This window comes from Actinoplanes sp. L3-i22, assembly GCF_019704555.1.
Lineage (GTDB): Bacteria > Actinomycetota > Actinomycetes > Mycobacteriales > Micromonosporaceae > Actinoplanes.
In genome coordinates this window covers 2,021,385-2,044,910 of the sequence record NZ_AP024745.1, presented here as the reverse complement: position 1 = coordinate 2,044,910, position 23,526 = coordinate 2,021,385, and the positions used below count along the sequence as shown (strand labels likewise).

General features: G+C 72.2%; 20 protein-coding genes. 9 read left to right on the top strand and 11 right to left on the bottom strand.

The genetic code is table 11. The features are described from left to right. Positions 1–93: 93 nt before the first annotated feature. Genes L3i22_RS09385 through L3i22_RS09375 form a run of 3 tightly spaced genes read right to left on the bottom strand, consistent with a single transcriptional unit; the run spans position 94 to position 3,181 of the window. Positions 94–1,044: a VWA domain-containing protein gene (locus L3i22_RS09385; RefSeq protein ID WP_221326574.1), complete on the bottom strand. Its 951-nt coding sequence runs from the start codon at positions 1,042–1,044 to the stop codon at positions 94–96. Next, complete coding sequence (locus L3i22_RS09380; RefSeq protein ID WP_221326573.1) at positions 1,041–2,045, bottom strand: DUF58 domain-containing protein; 1,005 nt, start codon at positions 2,043–2,045, stop codon at positions 1,041–1,043. Before L3i22_RS09380 ends, L3i22_RS09385 begins: the two co-directional genes overlap by 4 nt. Further along, a complete protein-coding gene (locus L3i22_RS09375) occupies positions 2,042–3,181 on the bottom strand; it encodes a MoxR family ATPase (RefSeq protein ID WP_221326572.1) in 1,140 nt (379 codons plus the stop codon). Before L3i22_RS09375 ends, L3i22_RS09380 begins: the two co-directional genes overlap by 4 nt. Positions 3,182–3,527: 346 nt before the next feature. Here L3i22_RS09375 and L3i22_RS09370 point away from each other — a divergent pair, with 346 nt between their 5' ends. Genes L3i22_RS09370 through L3i22_RS09355 form a run of 4 tightly spaced genes read left to right on the top strand, consistent with a single transcriptional unit; the run spans position 3,528 to position 6,151 of the window. After that, positions 3,528–3,749, top strand: coding sequence for a hypothetical protein (locus L3i22_RS09370; RefSeq protein ID WP_255658069.1), 222 nt, complete (start codon positions 3,528–3,530; stop codon positions 3,747–3,749). 9 nt (positions 3,750–3,758) lie between these two features. Continuing rightward, positions 3,759–4,274, top strand: coding sequence for a PH domain-containing protein (locus tag L3i22_RS09365; protein ID WP_221326570.1), 516 nt, complete (start codon positions 3,759–3,761; stop codon positions 4,272–4,274). Continuing rightward, a complete protein-coding gene (locus tag L3i22_RS09360; protein WP_221326569.1) occupies positions 4,271–5,749 on the top strand; it encodes a PH domain-containing protein in 1,479 nt (492 codons plus the stop codon). The genes L3i22_RS09365 and L3i22_RS09360 overlap by 4 nt, the downstream gene beginning before the upstream one ends. A 9-nt stretch (positions 5,750–5,758) precedes the next feature. Beyond that, positions 5,759–6,151, top strand: coding sequence for a thioesterase family protein (locus L3i22_RS09355; RefSeq protein ID WP_221326568.1), 393 nt, complete (start codon positions 5,759–5,761; stop codon positions 6,149–6,151). A gap of 29 nt (positions 6,152–6,180) precedes the next feature. Here L3i22_RS09355 and L3i22_RS09350 read toward each other — a convergent pair whose 3' ends face one another. Then, entirely contained in the window at positions 6,181–7,116 is a 936-nt protein-coding gene (locus tag L3i22_RS09350; RefSeq protein ID WP_221326567.1) for a carbohydrate kinase, read from the bottom strand. Positions 7,117–7,287: 171 nt separating this feature from the next. Between L3i22_RS09350 and L3i22_RS09345 the strand changes: the two genes are divergently transcribed. From L3i22_RS09345 to L3i22_RS09335, 3 genes are all read left to right on the top strand, one after another. Continuing rightward, the gene (locus tag L3i22_RS09345; RefSeq protein WP_221326566.1) at positions 7,288–8,070 is read left to right on the top strand and encodes a superoxide dismutase family protein; all 783 of its coding nucleotides are present in this window, start codon (positions 7,288–7,290) and stop codon (positions 8,068–8,070) included. Between the two features lie 752 nt (positions 8,071–8,822). After that, positions 8,823–10,295, top strand: a complete 1,473-nt coding sequence (locus L3i22_RS09340; protein ID WP_221326565.1) for an aminopeptidase P family protein — start codon at positions 8,823–8,825, stop codon at positions 10,293–10,295. Between the two features lie 158 nt (positions 10,296–10,453). Then, entirely contained in the window at positions 10,454–10,939 is a 486-nt protein-coding gene (locus tag L3i22_RS09335; protein ID WP_221326564.1) for a hypothetical protein, read from the top strand. Positions 10,940–10,980: 41 nt separating this feature from the next. Here the strand turns inward: L3i22_RS09335 and L3i22_RS09330 are convergent, their stop codons facing one another. The 4 genes from L3i22_RS09330 to L3i22_RS09315 all read right to left on the bottom strand — a co-directional run bounded on the left by L3i22_RS09330 (position 10,981) and on the right by L3i22_RS09315 (position 16,402). Beyond that, positions 10,981–11,502 (bottom strand): hypothetical protein, encoded by a 522-nt coding sequence (locus L3i22_RS09330; RefSeq protein WP_221326563.1) that lies wholly within the window; start codon positions 11,500–11,502, stop codon positions 10,981–10,983. A gap of 79 nt (positions 11,503–11,581) precedes the next feature. Continuing rightward, positions 11,582–12,799, bottom strand: coding sequence for a hypothetical protein (locus L3i22_RS09325; protein ID WP_221326562.1), 1,218 nt, complete (start codon positions 12,797–12,799; stop codon positions 11,582–11,584). Then, positions 12,796–15,981 (bottom strand): pullulanase-type alpha-1,6-glucosidase, encoded by a 3,186-nt coding sequence (gene pulA, locus L3i22_RS09320; RefSeq protein WP_221326561.1) that lies wholly within the window; start codon positions 15,979–15,981, stop codon positions 12,796–12,798. The genes L3i22_RS09325 and pulA overlap by 4 nt, the downstream gene beginning before the upstream one ends. A 31-nt stretch (positions 15,982–16,012) precedes the next feature. Further along, the gene (locus tag L3i22_RS09315) at positions 16,013–16,402 is read right to left on the bottom strand and encodes a hypothetical protein (RefSeq protein ID WP_221326560.1); all 390 of its coding nucleotides are present in this window, start codon (positions 16,400–16,402) and stop codon (positions 16,013–16,015) included. A 207-nt stretch (positions 16,403–16,609) separates the two neighbouring features. Here L3i22_RS09315 and acnA point away from each other — a divergent pair, with 207 nt between their 5' ends. Then, positions 16,610–19,396, top strand: a complete 2,787-nt coding sequence (acnA, locus tag L3i22_RS09310) for an aconitate hydratase AcnA (RefSeq protein WP_304523458.1) — start codon at positions 16,610–16,612, stop codon at positions 19,394–19,396. Between the two features lie 217 nt (positions 19,397–19,613). Here acnA and L3i22_RS09305 read toward each other — a convergent pair whose 3' ends face one another. Then, positions 19,614–20,408, bottom strand: a complete 795-nt coding sequence (locus tag L3i22_RS09305; protein ID WP_221326558.1) for a hypothetical protein — start codon at positions 20,406–20,408, stop codon at positions 19,614–19,616. 389 nt (positions 20,409–20,797) lie between these two features. Between L3i22_RS09305 and L3i22_RS09300 the strand changes: the two genes are divergently transcribed. Continuing rightward, positions 20,798–21,043: a DUF2630 family protein gene (locus tag L3i22_RS09300; protein ID WP_221326557.1), complete on the top strand. Its 246-nt coding sequence runs from the start codon at positions 20,798–20,800 to the stop codon at positions 21,041–21,043. Between the two features lie 333 nt (positions 21,044–21,376). On the opposite strand, the gene L3i22_RS09295 is transcribed toward L3i22_RS09300, so the two are convergent. Both L3i22_RS09295 and L3i22_RS09290 read right to left on the bottom strand, forming a co-directional pair. Next, the gene (locus L3i22_RS09295; RefSeq protein WP_370644422.1) at positions 21,377–22,294 is read right to left on the bottom strand and encodes a serine protein kinase RIO; all 918 of its coding nucleotides are present in this window, start codon (positions 22,292–22,294) and stop codon (positions 21,377–21,379) included. Between the two features lie 499 nt (positions 22,295–22,793). Then, positions 22,794–23,372 (bottom strand): TetR/AcrR family transcriptional regulator, encoded by a 579-nt coding sequence (locus L3i22_RS09290; RefSeq protein WP_221326556.1) that lies wholly within the window; start codon positions 23,370–23,372, stop codon positions 22,794–22,796. Between the last annotated feature and the right edge of the window lie 154 nt (positions 23,373–23,526).

The window sequence follows — 23,526 nt, the reverse complement described above, 5'->3', positions numbered from 1 at the left end:
TCGTCCTGCTCTTCGTCCTCGCCTCGCACAACACGCCCTGAGCTCTCGCCTTTCGAAGAGCTCCGGGCTGCCGCGCCCTGCCCTGGTGAAACTTCAGGGCAGGCGGGACGTCCACAGCAGACTCGTGGCCGCGCCGACCAGGGCCAGCAGCAGCGCGGTCGCCGCGTACCACTGGGTGACCTCGCGCGGCTCCGTCCGGTGCCCGATCGAGCTGCCCATGTCCTCGTAGACCTTCTTGAGCTCGCTCACCGACGCGGCCTCGTAGAAGTAGCCCTTCGTCCGTTCCGCCAGCTCCTGCAGCGAGAGCCGGTCCACCGGCACCCGCTGGAGCTGGCCCCGGATGTCGACCACGCCGGTGTCGGTGCCGAACGCGATCGTGCTGACCGGCACGTTCGCCCCGGCAGCCGCGGTGGCGGCGTCCTCGATCGACCGGCCGGACGTCCGGTAGCCGTCGGAGAGCAGCACGATCCGGGCCGGCGGCGCGCCGTCCGCCCCGTCCGACGGCACCGTGCGCACCGCGTCCAGCGAGGTGAACACCGCCTCACCGGTCGCGGTCGCCTCGGCCAGCGTCAGGCTGTCGATCCCGGCCAGCACCTCGGACCGGTCCTTGGTCGGCGCGACCAGCACGTTCGCCGCCTTCGCGAACGACACCAGGCCCAGGTTGTAGGTCGGCGGCAGCTCGTTGACGAACGCCTTCGCCGCCTCCTGCGCGGCCTCGATCCGGGTCGGGGCGACGTCGTCGGCCTGCATGGACAGCGACACGTCGATGGCGAGCATCACGGTGGCGCGTTCCAGCGGCTGCTCCTCGTCGACCGACGGGCGCGCGGTGGAGAACGCCAGCGCGGCCAGCATCAGCAGGAACGCGCCGGCCGAGACGTGCCGGCGCCAGCCCAGCCCCTTCGGCGCCAGGGTGCGCAGCAGGTCGACGTTGGTGAAGCGCATCGCGTACGACCGCTTGTGGAGCTGACGCCACACGTAGGCGCCGGCGACGACGAGAACGGGCAGCAGCGTGAGCAGCCACCACGGAGCCAGGAAGCGGATCATCGAGTGGTCCCCCGGGTGCGTGCGTGTCGTTGGGCGGCCACGAAACGGACCATGTCCAGCAGCCAGTCGGTGTCGGTGCGCAGCCGCAGGTGCGAGGCGCCGGCCGCGCGCAGGGCCCGGGCGATCGCGCCGCGCTGCTCGTTGGCCGCGGCCGCGTACCGCTGCCGCAGCTCCGGATCGGCGGTCTGCACCTCGTGCAGGTCACCGGTCTCCGGGTCGCTCAGGGTGAGCACGCCCACGTCGGGCAGCTCCAGCTCGCGCGGGTCGACCACCTCGATGGCCAGCACGTCGTGCCGCACGCCGAGCTTGCGCACCGGCCGCGACCAGCTCTCCACCGGGGCCAGGAAGTCCGAGATGACCACCGCCACGCCGCGCCGCCGGGGCGGCCGGTTCAGCAGGTCGATCAACTCGCCCAGGTCGGCGCGCCCGGGCCGCACCCGGGTCCGGGCGATCGCCCGCAGCAGGCCCTGCGCCTCCTTGCGGCCCGGCCGGGCCGGCATCCGCACCACCGACGGGCCGGGCGCCCCGGTCTCCGCCGTCCGCCGCTTGAAAAACCGGGAAGACCCACTTTCCGGTACGGCGGAGCCGGTGCCGACGACCGCACCGATCCGGTTGCCGCCGCGCGCGGTCAGGTGGGTCACCGCGGTCGCGGCGGCGATCACCAGGTCCTTCTTGAGCCACTTGGCGGTGCCGAAGTCGAGACTGGCCGACAGGTCGATCGCCATCCACGTCTCCAGTTCCCGGTCGGCGACCGTCCGCCGCACGTGCGGCTTCGTGGTGCGCGCGGTGACCGCCCAGTCCATCCGGCGCACGTCGTCGCCGGGACGGTACTCCCGGGACTCGCCGGCCTCGGTGCCCGGGCCGGGCAACAGGCCCACGTAGTCGCCCTGGAGCAGGCCGTCCAGTTTCCGGGTGACCAGCAACTGCAGGCGGGCGAGCACGGCCTCGGCCCGCGCCGCCTCGTCCAGCGGCGCCGGCGGGGTGCCGACGGGTCGACTCATGGGTGCGGCCAGGGTCCGCTCTGCGGGAACGCCGGCGCGCCGGCCGGGACGCCGCTGGTCGGGTGCACGCCGTTCGGCATCGGCGGCTGCGGCCCGCCGTTCGGCGAGGTGCCCTGCCGGGAGGCGACCGACGGCATCGGCACGGCCTGCATGATCCGGGCGACGATCTGGTCGGCCGGGATGTCGTCGGCGAGCGCGTCGTAGCTGAGCACCAGGCGGTGGCGCAGGATGTCCGGCGCGACGTCCAGCAGGTCCTGCGGGAGCGCGTAGTCCCGGCCGCGGAGCAGGGCCAGGGCCCGGGTGGCCCGGACGATGCCGAGCGAGGCGCGGGGGCTGGCGCCGTACTGGATCAGCTGGGCGACGTCCGGCATGCCGTGCTGGGCCGGGGCGCGGGTGGCCAGCACCAGCCGGACGGTGTAGTCGACCAGGGCGTTGTGCACGAACACCTGGTCCGCCCGGCGCTGCAGGGCGAGCAGGTCCTCCGGGGCGAAGACCTGCTTGGGCTCCGGCGCGCTGACGCCCATCCGGTAGACGATCTCGCGTTCCTCGGCGTCCGTCGGGTAGCCCACGACGATCTTCATGAGGAAGCGGTCCCGCTGGGCCTCGGGCAGCGGGTAGACACCCTCCTGCTCGATCGGGTTCTGGGTGGCCATCACCAGGAACGGGTCGGGCACCTCGTAGGTCTTGCCGCCGATCGACACCTGATGCTCGGCCATCACCTCGAGCAGCGCCGACTGCACCTTGGCGGGCGCGCGGTTGATCTCGTCGGCGAGCAGGAAGTTCACGAACACCGGGCCGAGCTCGACGTCGAACTTCTCGTTGCTCTGCCGGTAGATCCGGGTGCCGACGATGTCCGCCGGGACCAGATCCGGGGTGAACTGCACCCGGGAGAACGTGCCGCCGACCACCTTGGCCAGGGTCTCCACGGCGAGGGTCTTGGCCACGCCGGGCACCCCCTCGAGCAGGCAGTGACCGCGGGCGAGCAGCGCCACGAACATCCGCTCGACCATCCGGTCCTGGCCGACGATGACCCGCTTGACCTCGAACATCGCCCGCTCGAGCTGTGACGCGTCGTGCGCCGGTGGCACCGGTGCCTCCGGGCTGGTCTCGGTCTCGGGCGTGCTGGGCTGCGCCACCGGTCCTCCACAACGGTCAAGATGCGCCGGCGCGGATGCCGACGCTCAAGACTTACACGACAGACAACTACACACGGCTGAGAGGTTCCTAGGAGCATAGAAACCACTCCCGTCACCTGGCCGTCATCATCATCCCGGCAGCCGAAGATCTCCGCAGCCCAGGGCACTATCGGCCGAACATGTTGATCTTTCTGCGCGATCCGCCGGAACGGGCACGCTCACCGGGTGGATACGTAAGTCTTTGAACCGTGTAGCATTTGCGGTGTCGCCGGGCGACTTCCCCCGTGGTCGCCCGGCGCATAACTCCTTTTATTTCTCCCGAGTCGTTTCCCTTATGTTGGTCGACATGGTTGAGGAACTTCCCCCGCAGTGCTCCGCCAAAGGCTGCCGTGCGCCCGCTGCCTGGCAATTGCTCTGGAACAATCCCAAATTGCATACGCCGGATTACCGCAAGACGTGGCTGGCCTGCGACGATCATCGAGTGACCCTGGGTGCGTTCCTGGAAGCGCGCTCGTTCCTCCGGGAAGTGACGCCTTTCGTGTCGTCGGACGATGCCTCCGTCTCCTAGGCTCTAGATGTGAGTGACCCTTCCGTGCCCATCGCCGTCGATGCCCTGCAGCCGTGGCCGGACACGGTGCAATGGCGTCCCGTCTCACCCAAGTTGATCACCGTGGAACTGATCGGGCTGGCCGCCGGGCAGGCGATCTTCGTGACCGGTCTCGCCGTCGCGTGGATCTTCCTGCGCCAGTGGGGCTGGCTCGCCGGGATCGCCGCGGTGCTGCTGTTCGGCGTCTGGCGGGCGACCGTCGCGGTCCGCGGCGTGCGCGCCTGGGGCTACGCCGAACGCGACAACGACCTGATGGTGCGGCACGGGCTGCTGGTCCGGCGGCTGACCATCGTGCCGTACGCCCGGATGCAGTACGTCGACGTCACCGCCGGCCCGATCGAGCGCGCGTTCGGGCTGGCCACCGTGCAGCTGCACACCGCCGCCGCGGCCAGTGACGCCCGGGTGCCCGGCCTGCCGCCCGAGGAGGCCGCCCGCCTGCGGGACCGGCTCACCGCCCTCGGCGAGGACCGGGCCGAAGGCCTGTGACCACCACCGGGGCACCCGAGCGGGCCGGCCGGCAGCGGCTGCACCCGCTCAGCCCGCTGCTGCACGGGGCCAAGACGCTCTCGGTGATCATCGTGGCGCTCTCCTGGCAGACCCTGAACCGGCTCGGCCTGGTCCACTTCGCGGCCGTCGTCGGCGTCGTCGCGATCGGCGCGGTGATCTTCTCGGCGGTCGGCTGGTGGAACACCGGCTACCAGGTCGTGGCGCGGGAGCTGCGGATCTCCGACGGGCTGCTGTGGCGGCGCAACCGGGCCATCCCGCTCGACCGGCTGCAGTCCGTGGAGCTCCGGCGGCCGCTGCTCGCCCAGCTCACCGGGCTCGCCGAGCTGCGGCTCGAGGTGGTCGGCGGGAGCAAGACCGAGGCGCCGCTGGCGTACCTGACGGTGCGCGAGGCGTCGGCGCTCCGGGAACGACTGCTGGCGATCTCCGGCCGTACCCCCGAATCGTCGGCCTCGGCCGAAGCGGACCCGGCGGTGAACCGGGCGGTCTCCACCTCGCTCTTCCGGGTCAGCAATCGGGACCTGCTGATCAGCCAGCTGCTCACCCCGCAGGCGTTCCTGCTGCCGATCGGTATCGCGTGGGTGGTCACCCAGTTCGTGATGGAGGGCTCGTGGACCTTCATCGGGATCGCCAGCACCGTCACCGCGATGGCCGGCGTGCTGCTCCAGCCGATCCGCCGGGTGCTGCGGGACTGGAACTTCCGGCTGGCGCGGGACCCGGGCGGGCGGCTGCTGCTGCACTACGGGCTGACCGAGACGCGCAGCCAGGTGCTGCCGCTGAACCGGGTGCAGGCGGTCCGGATCACCTGGCCGTTCCTGTGGCGGCTCAGCAACTGGCTCTACCTGCAGCTCGACGTGGCCGGCTACGACTCGCCGGACCGCGGCAACGACACCGGCTCGGACCGGCTCCTGCCGGTCGGCGACCAGCACGCGGCCCGGTTCCTGATCGGGACCGTGCTGCCCGGCGTCGACCTGCTGACCCTCGCCACCACGCCGCCGCCGGCCCGGGTGCGGTGGCTGCACCCGGTCGGGCTGCGGTTCATGGGGGTCGGGCTGCATCAGGACGTGCTGGTGACCCGGCAGGGGCGGGTGTCCCGGGAGATGACGATCGTGCCGTACGCCCGGCTGCAGAGCGTCCGGGTGGTGCAGGGGCCGCTGCAGCGGATGCTGGGGCTCGCGACGGTCTACGCGGACACGGCCGGGACCCGGTCGGCGGCGGCCCGGGACCGGGAGCTCGCCGAGGCGTGGGCGCTGGCGGACGAGCTGGCGCGGCGGGCCCGGGAGGCTCGGCGGGCGCTGCCGGTGGCGCCCGTCTCGCCGGTTGCCCCGGCCGGATCCGCGCCTGGCTCCGCGGCCGGTTTCGCGGCTGGTTTTGCGGCGCCTCCGGTGGATTTCGTGCCGCCGCCGGTCGGTCGGGCCGCCGACGACACGTACTGGCAGCGGCCCCCGCAGGCCTAAGCTGTGCGCATGGAGCTGCCGGAGTTCGCGCCCGGGATGGGTGCCCGGGTGGAATTGACGGTCACCGACGCCGACACCGCCCAGTCCGTCGGCTCCGGTGACGTGCCGGTGCTGGCCACGCCGCGGGTGCTCGCGCTCGCCGAGGCCGCCACGGTGGCCACCACCGCCCGGAAGATGCCCGGCGGGATCACCAGCGTGGGCACCCGGGCCCAGGTCGAGCACCGGGCGCCGACACCGCTCGGGCGGACCGTGGTGGCGCAGGCGACGCTGGTCCGGGTGGACGGGCGGACGCTGTACTTCGACGTGACCGTGCGGGACGGGGAGCGGGTCGTGGCCGAGGTACGGGTCGAGCGGGTGCTGCTCGATCGGCAGAAGTTCATCGCCCGGGCCTTCGACGGTTGAGCCCGGTCTCGTGATCCACGAGACCGGGCTCAGATCTCGCCCCAGCGGGCGGTCACCTCGGCCGGGGTCGGCATCGCCGTGGCGCCGCCCTGACGCTCGCAGACCAGGCCGGCGACCGCCAGCGCGAACCGGACGTGCCGCTGCCAGTCCGCCAGGCCGCCGGGACGGCCCTCCGCCAGCAACCGGCTGACCAGGGCGCCCATCACCGAGTCGCCGGCGCCGGTGGCGTCGATCGCGGCGACCGACGGGGCCGGGAGCATGGCGGCGCCGTCCTGCGCCGCCACGTGCGCGCCCTGGGCGCCGCAGGTCACCACGACCGCCTTCGCGCCGAGCGCGCGGATCCGGTCGGCGGCCGCGGCCGGATCGCTGTCGCCGTAGAGCAGCTGGGCGTCGGCGGAGCTGAGCTTCACCAGATCGGCGGCGGCGAAGAACTCCTCGACCAGGTCCCGCAGGGCGTCCAGGGCGGCCGCGTCGGGCAGCAGCTTCGGGCGGACGTTCGGGTCGAAGACGCGGAGACCGTCGAACTCGGCCCAGGCCGCCCGGGCGGTCGCCCGGAACGGCTCGCGGAGCAGGCAGATCGAGCCGGTGTAGAGGACGTCGCCGCCGGACAGCGACGGGCGGTCCAGGTCGTCCGGGGCGAGCAGGGCGTACGACGGGGGCTCGCCGTAGAACGTGAACGCCGGCTCGGCGCCCTCGAACGTGGTCACCGCCAGGGTGGTCGGGACGGGCACCCGGCGGACGCTCTTGTCGCCGACGCCGGCCTCGCGCAGGAACGCGGCGATCCGGTCACCGAGGACGTCGGTGCTCAGGGTGCCGGCGTACTCCACCCGGCCGCCCAGCCGGGCGACGCCCACCGCGACGTTGAGCGGCGCGCCACCGATCGCCTGGCGGTAGATCTGCTCACCGCCGAGGTCGGCTTCGAGCAGGTCGATCAGCGCCTCGCCGAGCACCACCGCGTAGCCCATGCCGCTCCTTCGTCCGTTTTTCGTCCGGTCGGCGGGGCGCTTGCCGCAGGGGGTTCGCGCTTCGCCGGGGTGGGGTTTCAGCCTCGCGCTCCGGGGCGGGGAAATCCAGCCTGAGGTTCCCTCACCGGATAAATCCTCTTTTGAGAGAATTAAGGCATGTTTGCCAGCCGAATGCTTCACACTCTGCCTGCGGCCCTCGCCGCGGCCTGTCTGGCCGCCCAGCCCGCGGCCGCCGCCCCGCCCGTCAGCCCCGCGCAGCGGGCCGCTCAGCCGTCCGACGCGGCTCAGCCAGCTGGCGCGGCCCCATCGCCTCGCGCTGCCCTGCACTCCGGCGCTGCCCTGCACTCCGGCGCTGCCCTGCACTCCGGCGCTGGCCTGCGCTCCGGCGCTGGCCTGCGCTCCGGCGCTGGCCTGCGCTCTGGTGCTGGCCGGCTTGGGGCGGGTGCTCCGGCGCCCGGGCCGGCCGTCTTTCAGACCTGGCGGCCCGGCGCCCAGGCGATCACCTATGACCCGAAGATCGTGCCGCTCGGGGCGACCGCGCAGGTCGAGTTCAGCTCGACCGGGCACAACCTGTGGGTGCGGCTCGAGGTGACCGGACTGGTGCCGGCCCGCGCCTACGGGGCGCACATGCACGTCGCCGAGTGCGCTCAGGACCCGAAGGGCGCCGGGCCGCACTACCAGCACCAGCACGACCCGGCCGCGACCAGGGAGAAGCCGTCGGCGGACCCCCGCTACGCCAACCCGGCGAACGAGATCTGGCTCGACTTCACCACGAACGCCCGCGGGGCCGCGACGGTCAGCCGGGAGCAGCACTGGATGTTCCCCGACGACCAGCTGCCGAAGTCCCTGGTCCTGCACGCGGAGACGACCAAAACCACGCCGGGCGTCGCCGGGACCGCCGGGGCTCGCGTGGGTTGTCTCAAACTGCCTTTCGGGTACGGCAACGCCCACTGACCTGCGCCGACGAGGCCGCCCCGAGATCTCGCCCCGACCCGTGACAGCGCAACCCCCCAGCCCACCCAACCCTGGGGGATCCACCACTCGCCATTGTCCCGGAACAGCCCATGATCACGTTTCCGGCCTGTGGACAACGCATCGATGTGGATAACCCATCAGGCCGCCGCGCACCTGCTATGAGACCGGCCGGAGCTGGGCGCGGCTGGAGCCACGGCGCGAGGCCGGGACGGCGGCGCGAGGTTGGGGCTGCGGCGCGAGGCCGGGACGGCGGCGCGAGGCCGGGACGGCGGCGCGAGGCCGGGACGGCGGCGTGGGGTTGGGACGGCGGCGCGAGGCCGGGACGGCGGCGCGAGGCCGGGACGGCGGCGCGAGGCCGGGACGGCGGCGTGGGGTTGGGACGGCGGCGCGAGGCCGGGACGGCGGCGCGAGGCCGGGACGGCGACGTGGGGCCGGGACGGCGACGTGGGGTTGGGACTGCGACGTGGGGTTGGGGTTGGGGTTGGGGTAGACCGTGCCCAGCCACGGACGTCGCCCTGTAGGGCTTTGCGTTTTGGGCGCCCCGCGCCCTTGCGAAGCCCGGAAGGGTCCCCGCGGGAGCGACGATCCGCACCCCGGCGGACCGGGGAAATGAAGAATTTGGGTTTGGGCCTGAATTTGATCTTGAATGTGGGGGCGAACCACCGGCCCTGCTTTTCGTCGGGGGCAAGCGGTAACGTCGGGTTACAGCTGGCGAACGGAGGCACCCCACAATGGCGCAGAAGGACGGCGGCGCGCAGCCCGCGCCGAAGACGGAGTCGCACGACCCCGCCTTCCCGGAAGCGTTTCTGCAGTTCATGCGCACCGGCTGGCGGGAGGATCCGATCTCCGTCGCGCCGGTGCCCGAGGTGCCGAACTATGCGAAGCGCCGGGCGGCCCTCTCCGAGGCGTTCCCCGGTGAGACGTTGATCATCCCGAGCGGGAACGAGAAGGTCCGCGCCAACGACACGGACTATCCGTTCCGGCCGGGCAGCGACTTCTTCTACCTGACCGGCGACCGCGATCCGGACAGTGTGCTCGTGCTGCACCCGACCGCGTCCGGGCACGAGGCGGTGGTCTTCACCCGGGAGCGCAATTCCAAGGAGACCGACCGGTTCTTCCGGGACCGCAACGGCGAGCTCTGGGTCGGCCGCACCCACACCCTCGGCGAGAAATCGACCGAGTTGGGCCTGGAGACGGCCTCGCTGGGCCACCTGGGCTCCGCCCTGGCCCTGTCCGCGCCCGGCCGCACCCGCGTGCTGCGCGGCCTCGACCCGAACGTCGACCGGGCGATCCTGGCCTACGAGCCGGACCGGGCCCGCCCGCGGGACCGTGAGCTGGCCTGGACGATCTCCGAGCTCAAGCTGGTCAAGGACGAGTGGGAGATCGCCCAGTTGCAGGGCGCGATCGACGCCACCGTGCTCGGCTTCGAGGACGTGGCCCGGGTCCTGCCGGCCGACCGCGGGGTCAAGGAGCGCCTGCTCGAGGGCGTCTTCGGGCTGCGGGCGCGGCACGACGGCAACGACGTGGGCTACACCTCGATCGTCGGCGCCGGCGCGCACGCCACGATCCTGCACTGGGTGCGGAACACCGGCGTCACCACGCCCGGTGAGCTGCTGCTGATGGACATGGGTGTGGAGGGGCCGAACCTCTACACCGCCGACATCACCCGCACGGTCCCGGTCTCCGGCACGTTCACGCCGCTGCAGCGCCAGGTCTACGAAATCGTGTACGCGTCGCAGCAGGCCGGCATGGACGCGATCCGGCCCGGCGTGCTCTTCAAGGACGTGCACCAGGTGTGCATGCGGGTGCTCGCCGAGGGGCTGAACGACCTGGGCCTGCTGCCGGTGAGCGTGGACGAGGCGATGGCCGAGGACAGCACGGTCTACCGGCGGTGGACGCTGCACGGCTTCGGGCACATGCTCGGGATCGACGTGCACGACTGCGCGCACGCGCGGAACGAGACCTATCGGGAAGGGGCGCTCGGGGAGGGCTACGTGCTGACGGTGGAGCCGGGGCTCTACTTCCAGCCGGAGGACGAGCTGGTGCCCGAGGAGCTGCGCGGCATGGGGATCCGGATCGAGGACGACGTCCTGGTCACGGCCGATGGCTGCCGCAATCTCTCGGACGGCCTTCCGCGTACGTCGGGTGAGGTCGAGACGTGGCTGGCGGCTCAGCGGGAGGCCGGGCCCCGGCTGCCCGGCTGACGGTTCCGGGTGTCGGTGCCGGGCGCCGGTGGGCACTCGGCACCGGGCGGTGCCACAGCGCGGCGTGGCGTTGCGGGTGGCTCGTGTCCGGGTGCGGGGTTTGCGGGGTGATGCGAGGATTGGCGGACCCTGCCGACCTCGCGTAACGGGGAGCCGCCGTGACCGATGCCCGCGCCTTCATCGTCGACGTCCGGCGGAGCGACGGCGTGGTGGCCGTCGAGGTCCGGGCCGGGGCCGGGCGGCACACCGCGGTCGTGGAGCGGGTCCATGATCCGAAGCTGCAGCCGCACGTCCCGATCGGCACGCGGGACCGGCTGCACCTGCGGATGATGGTCGACGACCTGCCGGTCACGCTGCGGCCGGGGGCCGGGCGGTGGTCGCGGTTCTCCTACCGGGTGGTGGCCGAGCACGAGGGCCATCAGTACGTGTACCGGCCACGGACGCCGGAGAGCAGCCGGCTGCTGCGGGACGGCTTCCCGGTCGGTGACTTCACCATCGCGGACACCGGCGAGGTGCGGGTCGACTGGGCCGCCGAGCACGCGCCGGGGCCGGTCGACGCGGCGATCGGGTTCGCGCTGGCCGGCGCGTTCGGGGCGGGAGCCGAGTTCTTCCTGGCTGCGTTCCTCGACCATCCCGCCCTGTAGCCGGGCCTGATCGAGCCCGGCCGGCGTCCGACGGGCCGGGGTCAGCCGGCCTTGTAGTCGGAGACGATCCAGCACTCGGTGCCGTCCGCCTCGCCGGTCACGTTGATCGAGACCTTGACCGGGTGGCCGTCGCCCGAGTCGTACTCGGTGGAGACCTGACCGCCGTCCTCGGCGCTCGTCTGCGCCATCTCGACGAGTTCCGCCAGCGTCGGAACCTCGATCTCCTCGCCCTCGTCCCCGGTGACCGGCCCCAGGTCGACGTCCGCCGACGGGTCCGGCGCGGCGGTGGAGCCACCCACCCGGCCGTAGTTGGCGATCTTGCCGCCCTGCACGGTCGCCTGGTACTTGCCGACCGGCTTGGCCGCGTCGCAGCCCCGGGTCAGCACGAACGAGTAGGACGCCGGCTCGGTCCAGGCCGGCGCGGACCCGGCCACGACCGGGGCTCCGGCCGACGCCGGGGCCGACGCGCCCGGATCGGTGATTTTCGCGTCGTCGGACGACGAGCTGCACCCGGCAACCGCTCCGACGAGGGCCAACGCGCACAGGGCACGCTCGAACCGCACCACGACCTCCGCTTCGACGGCCCGCCGACCACCGGCGTGCCACGCGGCGCAATCTAGCGCAGCGCGTCGAGCCCGGCGGTCACCAGGGCTTGGTGATCACGTCGGGCAGTTCGCGGATCGCCACCCGATCCTGCTCGGCCAGAATCGTCAGCACCTGCTCGGCCTCGGCCAGGGTCGCGTATTTGCCGATCGAGGCCGAGATGGCGACGTCCGGTGTCTCCAGCCAGAGCTGCCCGTCCTCCCAGCGCATCTGCACCAGCTCGTCGGAGCGGCTGCCCGCGGCCAGCCAGGAGTTCGTCCCGGTCGGCAGCCTCCGCAGGACGTCGAGGGTCTCCGGCAGGGTCAGCGGCCGGGCCTGACTCTCCCGCGGTCCGCTCGGCATGCTCTGAAATGTCACGTCCAGCAGCGCCGGCTCGGCGTCGCCCGGCTCCGACCCGGCCGACGGGTCCAGGAGCCGCAGCGCGGCGAATCTCGACACCCGGCGGCCGTCCCCGCCGACCAGCCGGTCGAACTCCCGATGCACCTCGGCCGACGCCCCGCCTGGCGAGGCCGACACCCCGCCCGGGGAGGCCGACGCCTCGCCCGGCGAGGTGAGCCGCACCGTCACCCCGGCCGGCAGCCAGGGCAGCACCAGCCGTTCGAGCTGGACCGCCGGCGTCGGCCCGCCGAGGCCGGGGACCGCACGCCCGCGGATCACCTCGACCTCGATCACCGGCGACGCGGCCGGACTCTCGGTCAGGTACGCCGCCATCCGCCCGTGCCGGCGCTGGGCCCAGGCCATCCGCACGCTGATCCGCCGGCCCGCCGAACCGTCCCACGACACGTCGAGCCCCTCGGCCCGCAGTGCGGCCGCGACCTCCGCGCCGATCTCCTCGCTCGCGGAGGCGCTGCCGGCGAACGGGCCGAAGGCGATGTGCAGCCCCTCGCCCCGAGCCGCTCCCTCCGCGTCCTGCAGGTGATAGAACGCGTACCCCCGCCCGGTCGAAGCCTCGTCCCGGATCTCGGTGACCCCGCAGTTCCGGCAGCAGGCGAACTCCTCCCGCGCGACGATCCCGGCCGCGTCGAGCGCCCGGAACGCGGCGGTGACCCGATCGCTGTCGGTCCGCTCCGGCCAGCCCGCCTGGGCGGCCAGGTGCGCCTCGAACGCCGGCCCGGCCAGCTGCCAGGCGAGCGCCCGGATCTCCGCCGGGTCGCCCTCGCCGTGCAGGTACTCCACGGTGTCGTCGACGATCGTGAGGCAGTCGACCCGGCCGCGCGCGACGACGTTCGCGATGTGCTCGCGGGCTTCGTCGATCATCCGGCGAGGTCGGCCACGAACACCGCGACCTGCCGGGCGGGGACGGTCAGTTCGGCGCCGTCGAGCTTGTCGACGGCCGAGGCGCCACGCAGCAGCGGGTCGGCGGAGGCGGTCAGCTCCGGGTGCAGGCGCAGCCCCTCCTCGTCCGGCACGGTCTGGCAGGTCGGCTCGTCGGTGGCGTTGAAGACCACGACGAGCCGCCGCCACCGCTCGTCGAGGCCGGTCCCGTCCAGGCACATCACGATCACGCCGGGGGTCTCGCCGGGCCCGCCGAGCGGGAACGTCACCCGCCGCTGCACCTCCTCGGCGGTGGGCAGCCCGAAGACCGGGGACGAGCGGCGGATCCGGAGCAGCTCCCGGTACCGGGACGCGGCCAGGTTGATCACCTCGGCGCTGGGCACGAACGCCGGGTCGGCCAGCAACGGCCGGGCGAAGTCCCACTTGTCGGCGTTGTCGGCGTGCGGCGGCAGCCCGACGCCGAACCCGTTGCCCTGCCCCGGGTCCCAGCGGATCTGGTTGAACCAGTCCCCCGAGTTGAACGAGTTCCGGTCGAGCGACTTGGACCGCAGCCGCTCACTGCCGAGCGCCACGAACCCGGCCCCCTGCCCGAGCACCACCAGCGCCAGCGCGAGCACCTGCATCCGGGCCCGGTCGACCGCACGGGTGGTGACCGGCAGTTTGAACGCCATCGCGTCGTACAGGATCTCGTTGTCGTGCGCGTCGACGTAGTTGACCGTCTCGTCCGGCGAGGCGGCGTACCCGCACGGCGAGCCGTTGTAGTCGACCTGCGCCCCGCTGCGCTCCACCCCGTCGTGGTTGACGAACCGATACGTCGCCAGCCCGCCCGCAAGTCCGACTTTGATCAGGTCGTGCAGGAACCCGGGGGTCCGCGACCCGAGCCCGGTGGCGAAGCCGGGCACGCCCGGGTCGTCGCCGAACGCGCCGCCGCCACGGGCCGCGTCGCGCATCCGGTCGTTGAACGAGCCGATCCCGGTGCCGGCCATGTTCACCTGGGTGGCCTGGGCGAACCGCGCGTCGTAGGCGACCTCGCCGAAGTTCCAGCCCTCGCCGTAGAGGCAGATGTCCCGCCCGTGGTCGACGCGGTGATCGAGGGCGAGCCGCGCCTCCAGGATGTTCGACCGCGGGTGATGACCCATCAGATCAAACCGAAAACCATCGATTTTGTACGCCTTGGCCCACGTCACCAGCGAGTCGATGACGAGCTTGCCCATCATCATGTGCTCCGGCGCCGTGTTCGGGCAGCAGGTCGACTCGGCGGTGCTCCCGTCGGCGAGCAGCCGGTGGTAATAGCCCGGGACGATCCGGTCGAGCACGCTGAACCGGTCGAGCCCGTCGCCCATCGTGTGGTTGTAGACGACGTCCAGCACCACCCGCAGCCCGGCCCCGTTGAGCGCGGCCACCGCGGCGCGCAGCTGCCGGATCCGCGCGGTCCCGCCCGGGTCGGTGGCGTAGCTGCCCTCCGGCGTCGTCCAGTGCCACGGGTCGTAGCCCCAGTTGTAGCCGTCCCGGTCGGCGACGGCCGTCACGGCCTGCTGCTGCTCGGGCGAGTCCGGCGGGAAGGCGGCCAGGTCGCAGGCGGGCCGGGCCTGGTCGGCGCGGTGGTCCGGGACGGTCGCGAAGTCGTTGACCGGCAGCAGGTGCAGGTGGGTGAGCCCGGCCTCGGCGAGCGAGCGCAGGTGCCGCATCCCGTCCGAGCCGGGCCGGGTGAAGCCGAGGAACGTGCCGCGTTCCTCGGGCGGCAGCGAGCCGTCGAAGATCGAGAAGTCCCGGACCGAGACCTCGGCGATCTGCATCCGGGCCGGCGCGACCGGGTCCGGCTTGGTCAGCCCGGCCCAGCCGGGCGGGGCCAGCTCCGGGTCGCCGAACAGGTCGACGAGCTGGCTGTGGGTGGAGTCGGCGGCCAGCGACACCGAGTACGGATCCGTCACGCTGGTCGTCACGATCCGCTGGGCGGCCGGCTGCCAGACCTCCACCCGGTACCGGTAGTACCGCCCGAGCCACTTGCGCTTGACCGGAACCGACCACACGCCGTTGAGGTCGTCCCGGTCCATCGGGATCAGGCGCGGCTCCGCCGACGGGTCGCGGTAGAGCTCGAGCCGCACGTCCCGGGCGGTCGGCGCCCAGACCGCGAGCCGCGGGACGTCCACGTCCAGGGTCAGGCCCAGGTCGGCGTCGGCGGCCTCCAGGTACAGGTCGTCGAGGACGCCGGCGAGCTGCACCGACGTCCGGGCGGTCACCTCGCCGCCGGTGACCCGGCCCTCGATCAGCAGCCGGTCGCGCAGCAGCTCGCCGAGCTCGACGTCGGCCAGGTCGCGGACGGCATAGGCCCGGTACGCCCGCAGGTGCGGGAAGCGGCGGCTCTGCGCCTGGAACAGCCCGCCCGGCCGGGGCGTGAGCGGCAGCGCGGTCTTGCCGCTGAGCAGCTCGAACGTGGTGGCCCGGGCGGCGAGCCACTCGGGCAGCGCGATGGTCGTCCGGTCCAGGAAGACGGCGTGCGAGCGGGCCGGGTCCAGCTCCGGGCCGAGGGTGCCCAGCTCCGGGCGGATCGGCTCGACCTCGCCGGCCACCAGCCAGACCTCCCGGGTGACGGTCAGGTCGAGGCGCTGGTCGTCGGGGAGGTCCTTCTCCTCACCGTGGTGCAGCACGTACCGCAGGCCGACGGCGTCCGGCTTGAGCGGCACCCGGAACACCGCGCCGAACCCGTCGAAGCCGGCGGGTGCCAACGGCGTACGCCAATAGGTTTTGATCGAGAGCGGAACGCCCTCCCAGCAGTGCAGGCCCCACCCGGAGTAGTCCCCGCCCGGTCGCCGGTAGTGGATCACGGCTTCGTCCGCCGCAGGCGGCGCAGGCGGCGTCCCGGGCGCGGAATGGATCCGCTGGTCACCGGAGCGCAGCCAGATCTCCCGCTGGGTGCGGACGTCAACGGCCCGGTCGAGGTCGACGTCTTTGGCGCCGGCGGAGTGCACCACGACGAAGCCCGCCTCGGTGGCCCCGGGGGCGAGCCGCACCCAGGCGAAACGCCCGTCCGCGTCTTCCCCGGCGAACGGCTGCCCACCGGGGAAGGTCACTTCCTGGCCGGGGGCGACATCCCCCCACGCGTGGAGCGACCAGCCCGAGTAGTCGCCGTCAGGACGGTGGTAGTGAACGATCAGCCACGACACCGCCACATCGTCGCACCGGGATACGACGTTTTCAGCGGGAAGCGATCACCGTGGTGATCAGCGGCCCGTCCGCGCCGGTCCGGATCAGGTACCGGTAGCGCTCGCCGGACACCGCTCCACCACCGCTGTCCAGGTATTCCCACTCGACCTCGACCAGTGACAGGGCGGTCGAGACCCGCTGCACGTCGTGCAGTTGCGCGTGGGCCGCGACGATCCGCTGATCCCGATACGTGGGAGCGGCGCCCAGAAACGACAGCGCCACCGCGGCCGGTGAGCTGAACGTGAAGCTGTACGAGTCGGCCACCACCATCCCGGGCAGCGCGTGGCAGCCCGCGATGACGGCGATGTCGCCGGTGGTGAGCGCGGCCCCGTACCGGCCGAAGAAGTCGGTGAGCTGATCCAGATCCGCCTGGGTCGTCATGCGCGCGAACGTGCCCGGATATCGACGAACGCAAACCCGTGCCCGGTGGACCCGGCCCGGCTGCGAGGATCAGGACGTGCACCCCGCCTTGCGATGGCTAGCAAGACGGACGTACGGTTTAGCTGATACGGCACAGCCGAGAGTTAGGCAAACCTAACCCGAAGGTCGCCCTTTCGGTGCGAAAGACTTGACTTCCAGTCGCTGGGTGTGAAGGAGATGACGGTGGCCAGCCTCGACACCTTTGGTGCGAAGAGCGAGCTGCGCGTCGGAGACGCGAGCTACGAGATTTTCACGATCGACAAGGTGGAGGGCCACGACCGGCTCCCCTACTCCTTGAAGATCCTCCTGGAGAACCTGCTGCGTACGGAGGACGGCGCGAACATCACCGCCGACCACATCCGCGCACTCGGCAACTGGGACCAGAACGCTGACCCCAGCGTGGAGATTCAGTTCACCCCGGCACGGGTGCTGATGCAGGACTTCACCGGCGTCCCCTGCGTGGTCGACCTGGCCACCATGCGCGAGGCCGTGAAGGACCTGGGCGGCGACCCCACCAAGGTCAACCCGCTGGCCCCGGCCGAGCTGGTCATCGACCACTCGGTGATCGCCGACCTGTTCGGCCGCGAGGACGCGTTCCAGCGCAACGTCGAGCTGGAGTACCAGCGCAACCGGGAGCGCTACCAGTTCCTGCGCTGGGGCCAGACCGCGTTCAACGAGTTCAAGGTCGTCCCGCCGGGCACCGGCATCGTGCACCAGGTCAACATCGAGTTCCTGGCCCGCACGATCATGGAGCGCAACGGCCAGGCCTACCCGGACACCGTCGTGGGCACCGACTCGCACACCACCATGGTCAACGGCCTGGGCGTGCTGGGCTGGGGCGTCGGCGGCATCGAGGCCGAGGCCGCGATGCTCGGCCAGCCGGTCAGCATGCTGATCCCGCGCGTGGTCGGCTTCAAGCTGTCCGGCGAGGCGCCGGCCGGCACCACCGCCACCGACCTGGTCCTGACCATCACCGAGATGCTGCGCAAGCACGGTGTGGTCAGCAAGTTCGTCGAGTTCTACGGCCCCGGCGTGAGCGCCGTGCCGCTGGCGAACCGGGCCACCATCGGCAACATGTCGCCGGAGTACGGGTCGACCGCCGCGATCTTCCCGATCGACTCGCAGACCATCGACTACCTTCGCCTGACCGGTCGCAGTGACGCCGAGATCGCGCTGGTCGAGGCGTACGCGAAGCGTCAGGGCCTGTGGCTCGACCCGAACGCCGAGCCGGACTTCAGCGAGAAGCTGGAGCTCGACCTCGCCACGATCGTCCCGTCGCTGGCCGGCCCGAAGCGCCCGCAGGACCGCGTCCCGCTGAACGCTGCCAAGTCGATGTGGCGGGAGGCGCTGCCGACCTACGCCGCGCCGCACGGCCACGCCGACGAGGCCAGCGAGGAGTCCTTCCCGGCCAGCGACTCGCCGGCCAACGGGGTCGACGACGACGCCGACAAGCCGTTCGTGTTCAGCGCCGCGGCCGGTGCCGCGGGCCGCACGTCCAAGCCCACCCGGGTCAAGGGCGAGGACGGCGTCGAGTACGAACTGGACCACGGCGCGGTCGTCATCGCCGCCATCACGTCCTGCACCAACACCTCGAACCCGCAGGTCATGATCGGCGCGGCGCTGCTCGCCAAGAAGGCCGTCGAGCGTGGCCTGACCCGCAAGCCGTGGGTCAAGACCACCCTCGCGCCGGGCTCCAAGGTCGTCTCCGACTACTACGACCGGTCCGGCCTGACGCCGTACCTGGACAAGATCGGTTTCAACCTGGTCGGCTACGGCTGCACCACCTGCATCGGCAACTCCGGCCCGCTGCCCGAGGAGGTCTCGGCCGCGATCAACGAGGCCGACCTGACCGCGGTCAGCGTGCTCTCCGGCAACCGGAACTTCGAGGGCCGGATCAACCCGGACGTCAAGATGAACTACCTGGCGTCCCCGCCGCTGGTCGTGGCGTACGCGCTGGCCGGCTCGATGGACATCGACATCACCACCGAGCCGCTCGGCACCGGGTCGGACGGCAAGCCGGTCTACCTGAACGAGATCTGGCCGTCCGCGCAGGAGATCGACGAGACCATCGCGCAGGCGATCGGCGCCGAGGGCTTCGCCACGGCGTACCAGGACGTCTTCGCCGGCGACGAGCAGTGGCAGTCGCTGCCGACGCCGACCGGCAAGACGTTCGAGTGGTCCGACGACTCCACCTACGTCCGCAAGCCCCCTTACTTCGAGGGCATGCAGGCCGAGCCGAGCCCGGTGAACGACATCGCCGGCGCCCGCGTGCTGGCCAAGCTGGGCGACTCGGTCACCACCGACCACATCTCCCCGGCCAGCTCGATCAAGGCCGACTCCCCGGCCGGTAAGTACCTCGCCGAGCACGGCGTCCCGCGCGCCGAGTTCAACAGCTACGGCTCGCGCCGCGGCAACCACGAGGTCATGATCCGGGGCACGTTCGCCAACATCCGGCTGCGCAACCAGCTCCTCAACGACGTCGAGGGCGGCTTCACGGTCAACCACCTGACCGGCGAGCAGACCACCATCTTCGACGCGTCGGTCGCCTACCAGGAAGCCGGCGTCCCGCTGGTCATCCTGGCCGGCAAGGAGTACGGCTCCGGCTCCTCCCGCGACTGGGCCGCCAAGGGCACCATGCTCCTCGGCGTCCGCGCGGTCATCGCGGAGAGCTACGAGCGCATCCACCGCTCCAACCTGATCGGCATGGGCGTTCTGCCGCTGCAGTTCCCGCAGGGCCAGACCGCCGAGTCGCTCGGCCTGACCGGCACCGAGACGTTCTCGTTCACCGGCGTCACCGAGCTCAACAACGGCACCACCCCGCGCACGGTCAAGGTCACCACCGACACCGGCCTGGAGTTCGACGCGGTCGTCCGCATCGACACCCCCGGCGAGGCGGACTACTACCGCAACGGCGGCATCCTGCAGTTCGTCCTCCGCAAGATGCTCCGCGACTGACGCTGCACCGCACCGGCGCCCCGCTTCCCCCAAGGAAGCGGGGCGTTCCGCATTTCCAGACCAAACTTCAAGATCTTTTTTGCCTCGGCTGCGGCCGATAACTGATCGTCGCTCCCGCGGGGACCCTTCCGGGCCTCGCAGGGCGCGGGGCGCCCAGAACGCGAGGCCCTCCAGGGCGACGTCCGCGGGTGGTTGCGGTTCAACCCGAAGATCAAAGTCAACCGCGCAGTGCCTCGGCGGCGGCCGCGGCGGCCAGCGCCTCCTCGTCCCGGCCGACCCGGCCCAGCATGATCGCGTGGTTGGTCAGCGCGAGCGCCAGCCGATCCGGCTGCTCCGCGGGCCGGCCACCCCAGTACGCCACGGCCTCGGCGCTGTACTCGATCGCGTCCGCCCAGCGCCCCGCCGAGTACAGCAGCCCGGCGTGATCACTGAACGCCTGCCCGAGCGGATACCCCGCCCCGCCGCCCAGCGCACGCCACATGCCGACCGCCCGCTCGCTCTGCACCAGCGCCTCGTCGTGCCATCCCGCCCGGCCGAGAGCCCCGGCCAGGCCGGTCGCCAGCCGGGCCGGCTCCGGATCCGGCCGGACGTCCCCGATCGTCAACGCCTCCCGGGCCGCCTCCGCCCCGTCCGCCACCCGCCCGGCGCCCACCAGCCGCACGGCCAGCGCGGTCAGTGCGACCACCAGCATCGGCGCCCGCCCCGGCTCGGCCCGGGCCAGCGTCACCGCCTCCTCGGCAGCCGCCACCGCCTCGTCGTACGCCGACCGCTCCTGGAGATACCCGGACTGATCGAGCAGGGCCCGGCACAGCGACGGCTCGGCCACCCGCGCCCCGGACCCGACGAGCGCCCGCAACCGGGTCACCGCCTCCCCGCTGAGCCGCACCGCGGTCGCCGGATCACCCGCGTCGTGCGCCCGCCGCGCCGCACCGAGCGAGGCCAGCGCCCGCTGAGCCGGGCCGGCACCGTCCCCGGTCACCTGTCTCAGCCGCCGCATCCATCCCGTAGCCACGTCGATGAATCTAGAGACACTGATCAAATTCCGCTGACTCGCCCGGCGGGGGTCGCCGATCCGCGCATAGACGGTCGCCGTTCGCGGGCAGCCCCAAACCACCCCGCCCCCACCAAATCCCCCGAATCGCCACGCCCGCCTCAACGGAGCCACGCACCGTCACGCCCCGCCCCCTCCGAGCCACGCACCGTGATGCGCGGCCCCCTCGGAGCCACGCACCGTCGTTCGCCGGCCGGCCTCAGTCACGCGCCATCGGGCGGCGGCCGGGCCCGATCACGCCTCATCGGGCGCCGACCGGCCACGCGCGGCCGGCCCGGAGCGGGTCAGTGCGACATCGGACACGTGTGGGGGTCCTCCGCGTTCGCCGCCGAGGTGAATAGGCTTCGGGGATGGATGACAACAGTGTGCTGACCCGCATTCACGGCCTGGTCGAAGAGGAGCACCAGCTGCGGCAGCAGCTGAGCCAGGGCTCGATCTCCTCCACCGAGGAGCACGCCCGCCTCAAGGACGTCGAGGAGTCCCTCGACCAGTGCTGGGACCTGCTCCGCCGCCGCCGGGCCGCCCGTGAGTTCGGCAACAACCCCGACACCGAGCAGGCCCACAGCGTCAGCGAGGTCGAGAACTACCTGCAGTGACCCGGTCGCGGCCGCCCTCGCCCGGCGGCCGCGCACCACGTCACCGCCCGCTCAGCGATCCGCCGAGCGGGCGTCGTCAGCTCAGCCGCCCGCTGAGCCGATGCCCCACGGGCCCCGGCCACTCACCGCCCAGCCGGGCAGCGCCCACGCCGGCACCGACAACGCCTCGCGCTGCCGAGCGAGCCGGAGCAAGCCGCCCACCCAGCCGAGCAGACGCTGTGCCGGCGGCGGCAACTCAGCGGCCCGCTGGGCGGGTGTCGCGTGGGCGGCGGCATCCGGTGATCCGGGAGGCCAGGGTCGGGATCGGACGCGGGCCGGGCCGCGGGCGGCCCCTCACCGCAGTCCCGCCTCGAACAGCAACCGGTCGATCAGCCGCTCGGCGTCCACCGGCAGACCGCGGGCGCGGAACCAGTTCGCCACGTTTGTCACGTCCCGGGCGATGAACTCGGCGCCGCGCGGGTTGGCGACCACGTCCACGATCTGCGGCAGGTCGATCAGGACCAGCCGCCCCTGGTGCACCAGCGTGTTGTAGGGCGACAGGTCGCCGTGCGCCACCTGCGCCCGGGCCAGCACCGACAGCGCGTCGGTCATCTGCCCCCACAGGCTCTCGAGCTCGTCGGCGCCCGACCGGATCTGGGCGAGCCGCGGCGCGGCCTCCCCGGTCTCCCAGTCGCCGATGAACTCCAGCATCACCTCGGTGCCGATCAGCTGCACCGGGTACGGCACACAGACCAGCCCACTCTCCTGGCCGATCTGCCACAGCCGCCCGAGCGCGTCGAACTCGGCGGCCGCCCACTGCCCGGCGATCAGCTCCTTGCCGAACGAGGTGCGGTTCGTCATCGCCCGCATCTCCCGGGAGCGGCGCACCCGGCGGCCCTCGAGATAGCCGGCGTCCCGGTGGAACATCCGGTGCTCGCCGTCCCGGTACCGCTTGGCGGCGATCATGCTGACCTGCCCGGTCGCCGGCAGCCAGCGCCGGACCAGGAAGACGTCCGCTTCCTTGCCGGTCTTCAGGATCCCGAGCTCGGTGTCCACCGCGCCGTGCTCGGCGCGGACCCAGTCAGGTCTGGGGTCGGGACCGTGCAGCGCACCGTCCCAGCTGGACCACCGATCGCCCTCCTCGGGCAGGTCGGGGTCCTCCTTGAGGGCCGGCTCCAGCCGGCCACGCTTCAGGAAATCGGACTCGTCGTCGTCGAACTTGCGACGGCCGCGGCGCATCGTCGCCGGCCCGTCGGAATCGTGCTCACGCACTGGAGATTCTCCTCGGAGAAAGAAGTTTTCGGGGAAGCCGTAACAGCGGGCATCACAAAGACAGCCATCTCGTGGCCACCCCCTTCTCTCTCGCGCCGGCCCAGATCGGCCGAACAGCACGTTCCCAGCGCCGCCGACTCTCGCCCACCCCGCAGCACCACCGCAACCGATTTATCGCCGACACCGCGACACGCGGCTGGGCCTCGACCCGGCCGCCGCCTCGCGTGGGTCCTTTGAAACCGCTACCACCCGCGGACATCGCCCTGTAGGGCCTCGCGTTCTGGGCGCCCCGCGCCCTTGCGAGGCCCGGAAGGGTCCCCGCGGGAGCGACGGTCAGTTATTGGCCGCAGCCGAGGCAATAAAGAATTTGATCTTGATAATGAAGCGCGACCAACCAGCGAGATCGCCGTCTGGCGGCAGGGTGATCCGCCCGCGCCGATGGCCGGCGGGCGGCGACCTAGTGGTGGCGGGCGGCGGCCCAGTGGAGGCGGGCGGCGGCCTAGTGGTGGCGGACGGCGTCCTCGACCAGGTCCAGGACGCGGGCGAGGTCGCCGGGCGGACGGCCGGTGGCCAGGTGCAGGACCAGGCCGTCGTAGGCCAGTTCGAGGAACTGGGTCAGCACGTCGACCGGCACGTCCTGGCGCAGCACCCCGGCCTCGCGCTGGCGCTGGAGGCGTTCCCGGGTCGCGTCGGCGATCGCGGCCGAGCGCTGGGCCCACCGCTTCGCGAAGGCCGGGTCGGTGCGCAGCCGGTGGGACACCTCGAGCTGGGTGCCGAGCCAGCCGGCCGTGTCGCCGTCGCTGGTGCCGGCGCGGTCGAGCAGGTCGCGCATCACCTGGACCAGGCCGTTGCGGGCGACGGTCTCGGCCATGGTGACCGCGTCGTCCTCGGCGACCGCCAGGAACAGCGACTCCTTGTCACGAAAATGGTGGAAAATAGCGCCGCGGGACATGCCCGTCGCCTCCTCCAGGAGGCGGACCGTGGCGCCCTCGTAGCCGAACCGCGCGAAACAGCCCCGCGCCGCCGTGAGAATCTCGTGGCGGCGGGCGTCGAGCTGGTCCTGGCTTACCCTGGGCATGCGGTTGATCGTGTCATGTGGCCCCGCAGACTAGCAATCCGTACGTACGGCTTTTTAAGCCTCGATCGGATGATGCGAATTACGTCAAGGGTTCCGCGCTTTGTTTACAGTCCTGGACTGTTCGCTTCCGCCGCACCTCACGTAAGGTGCGCGA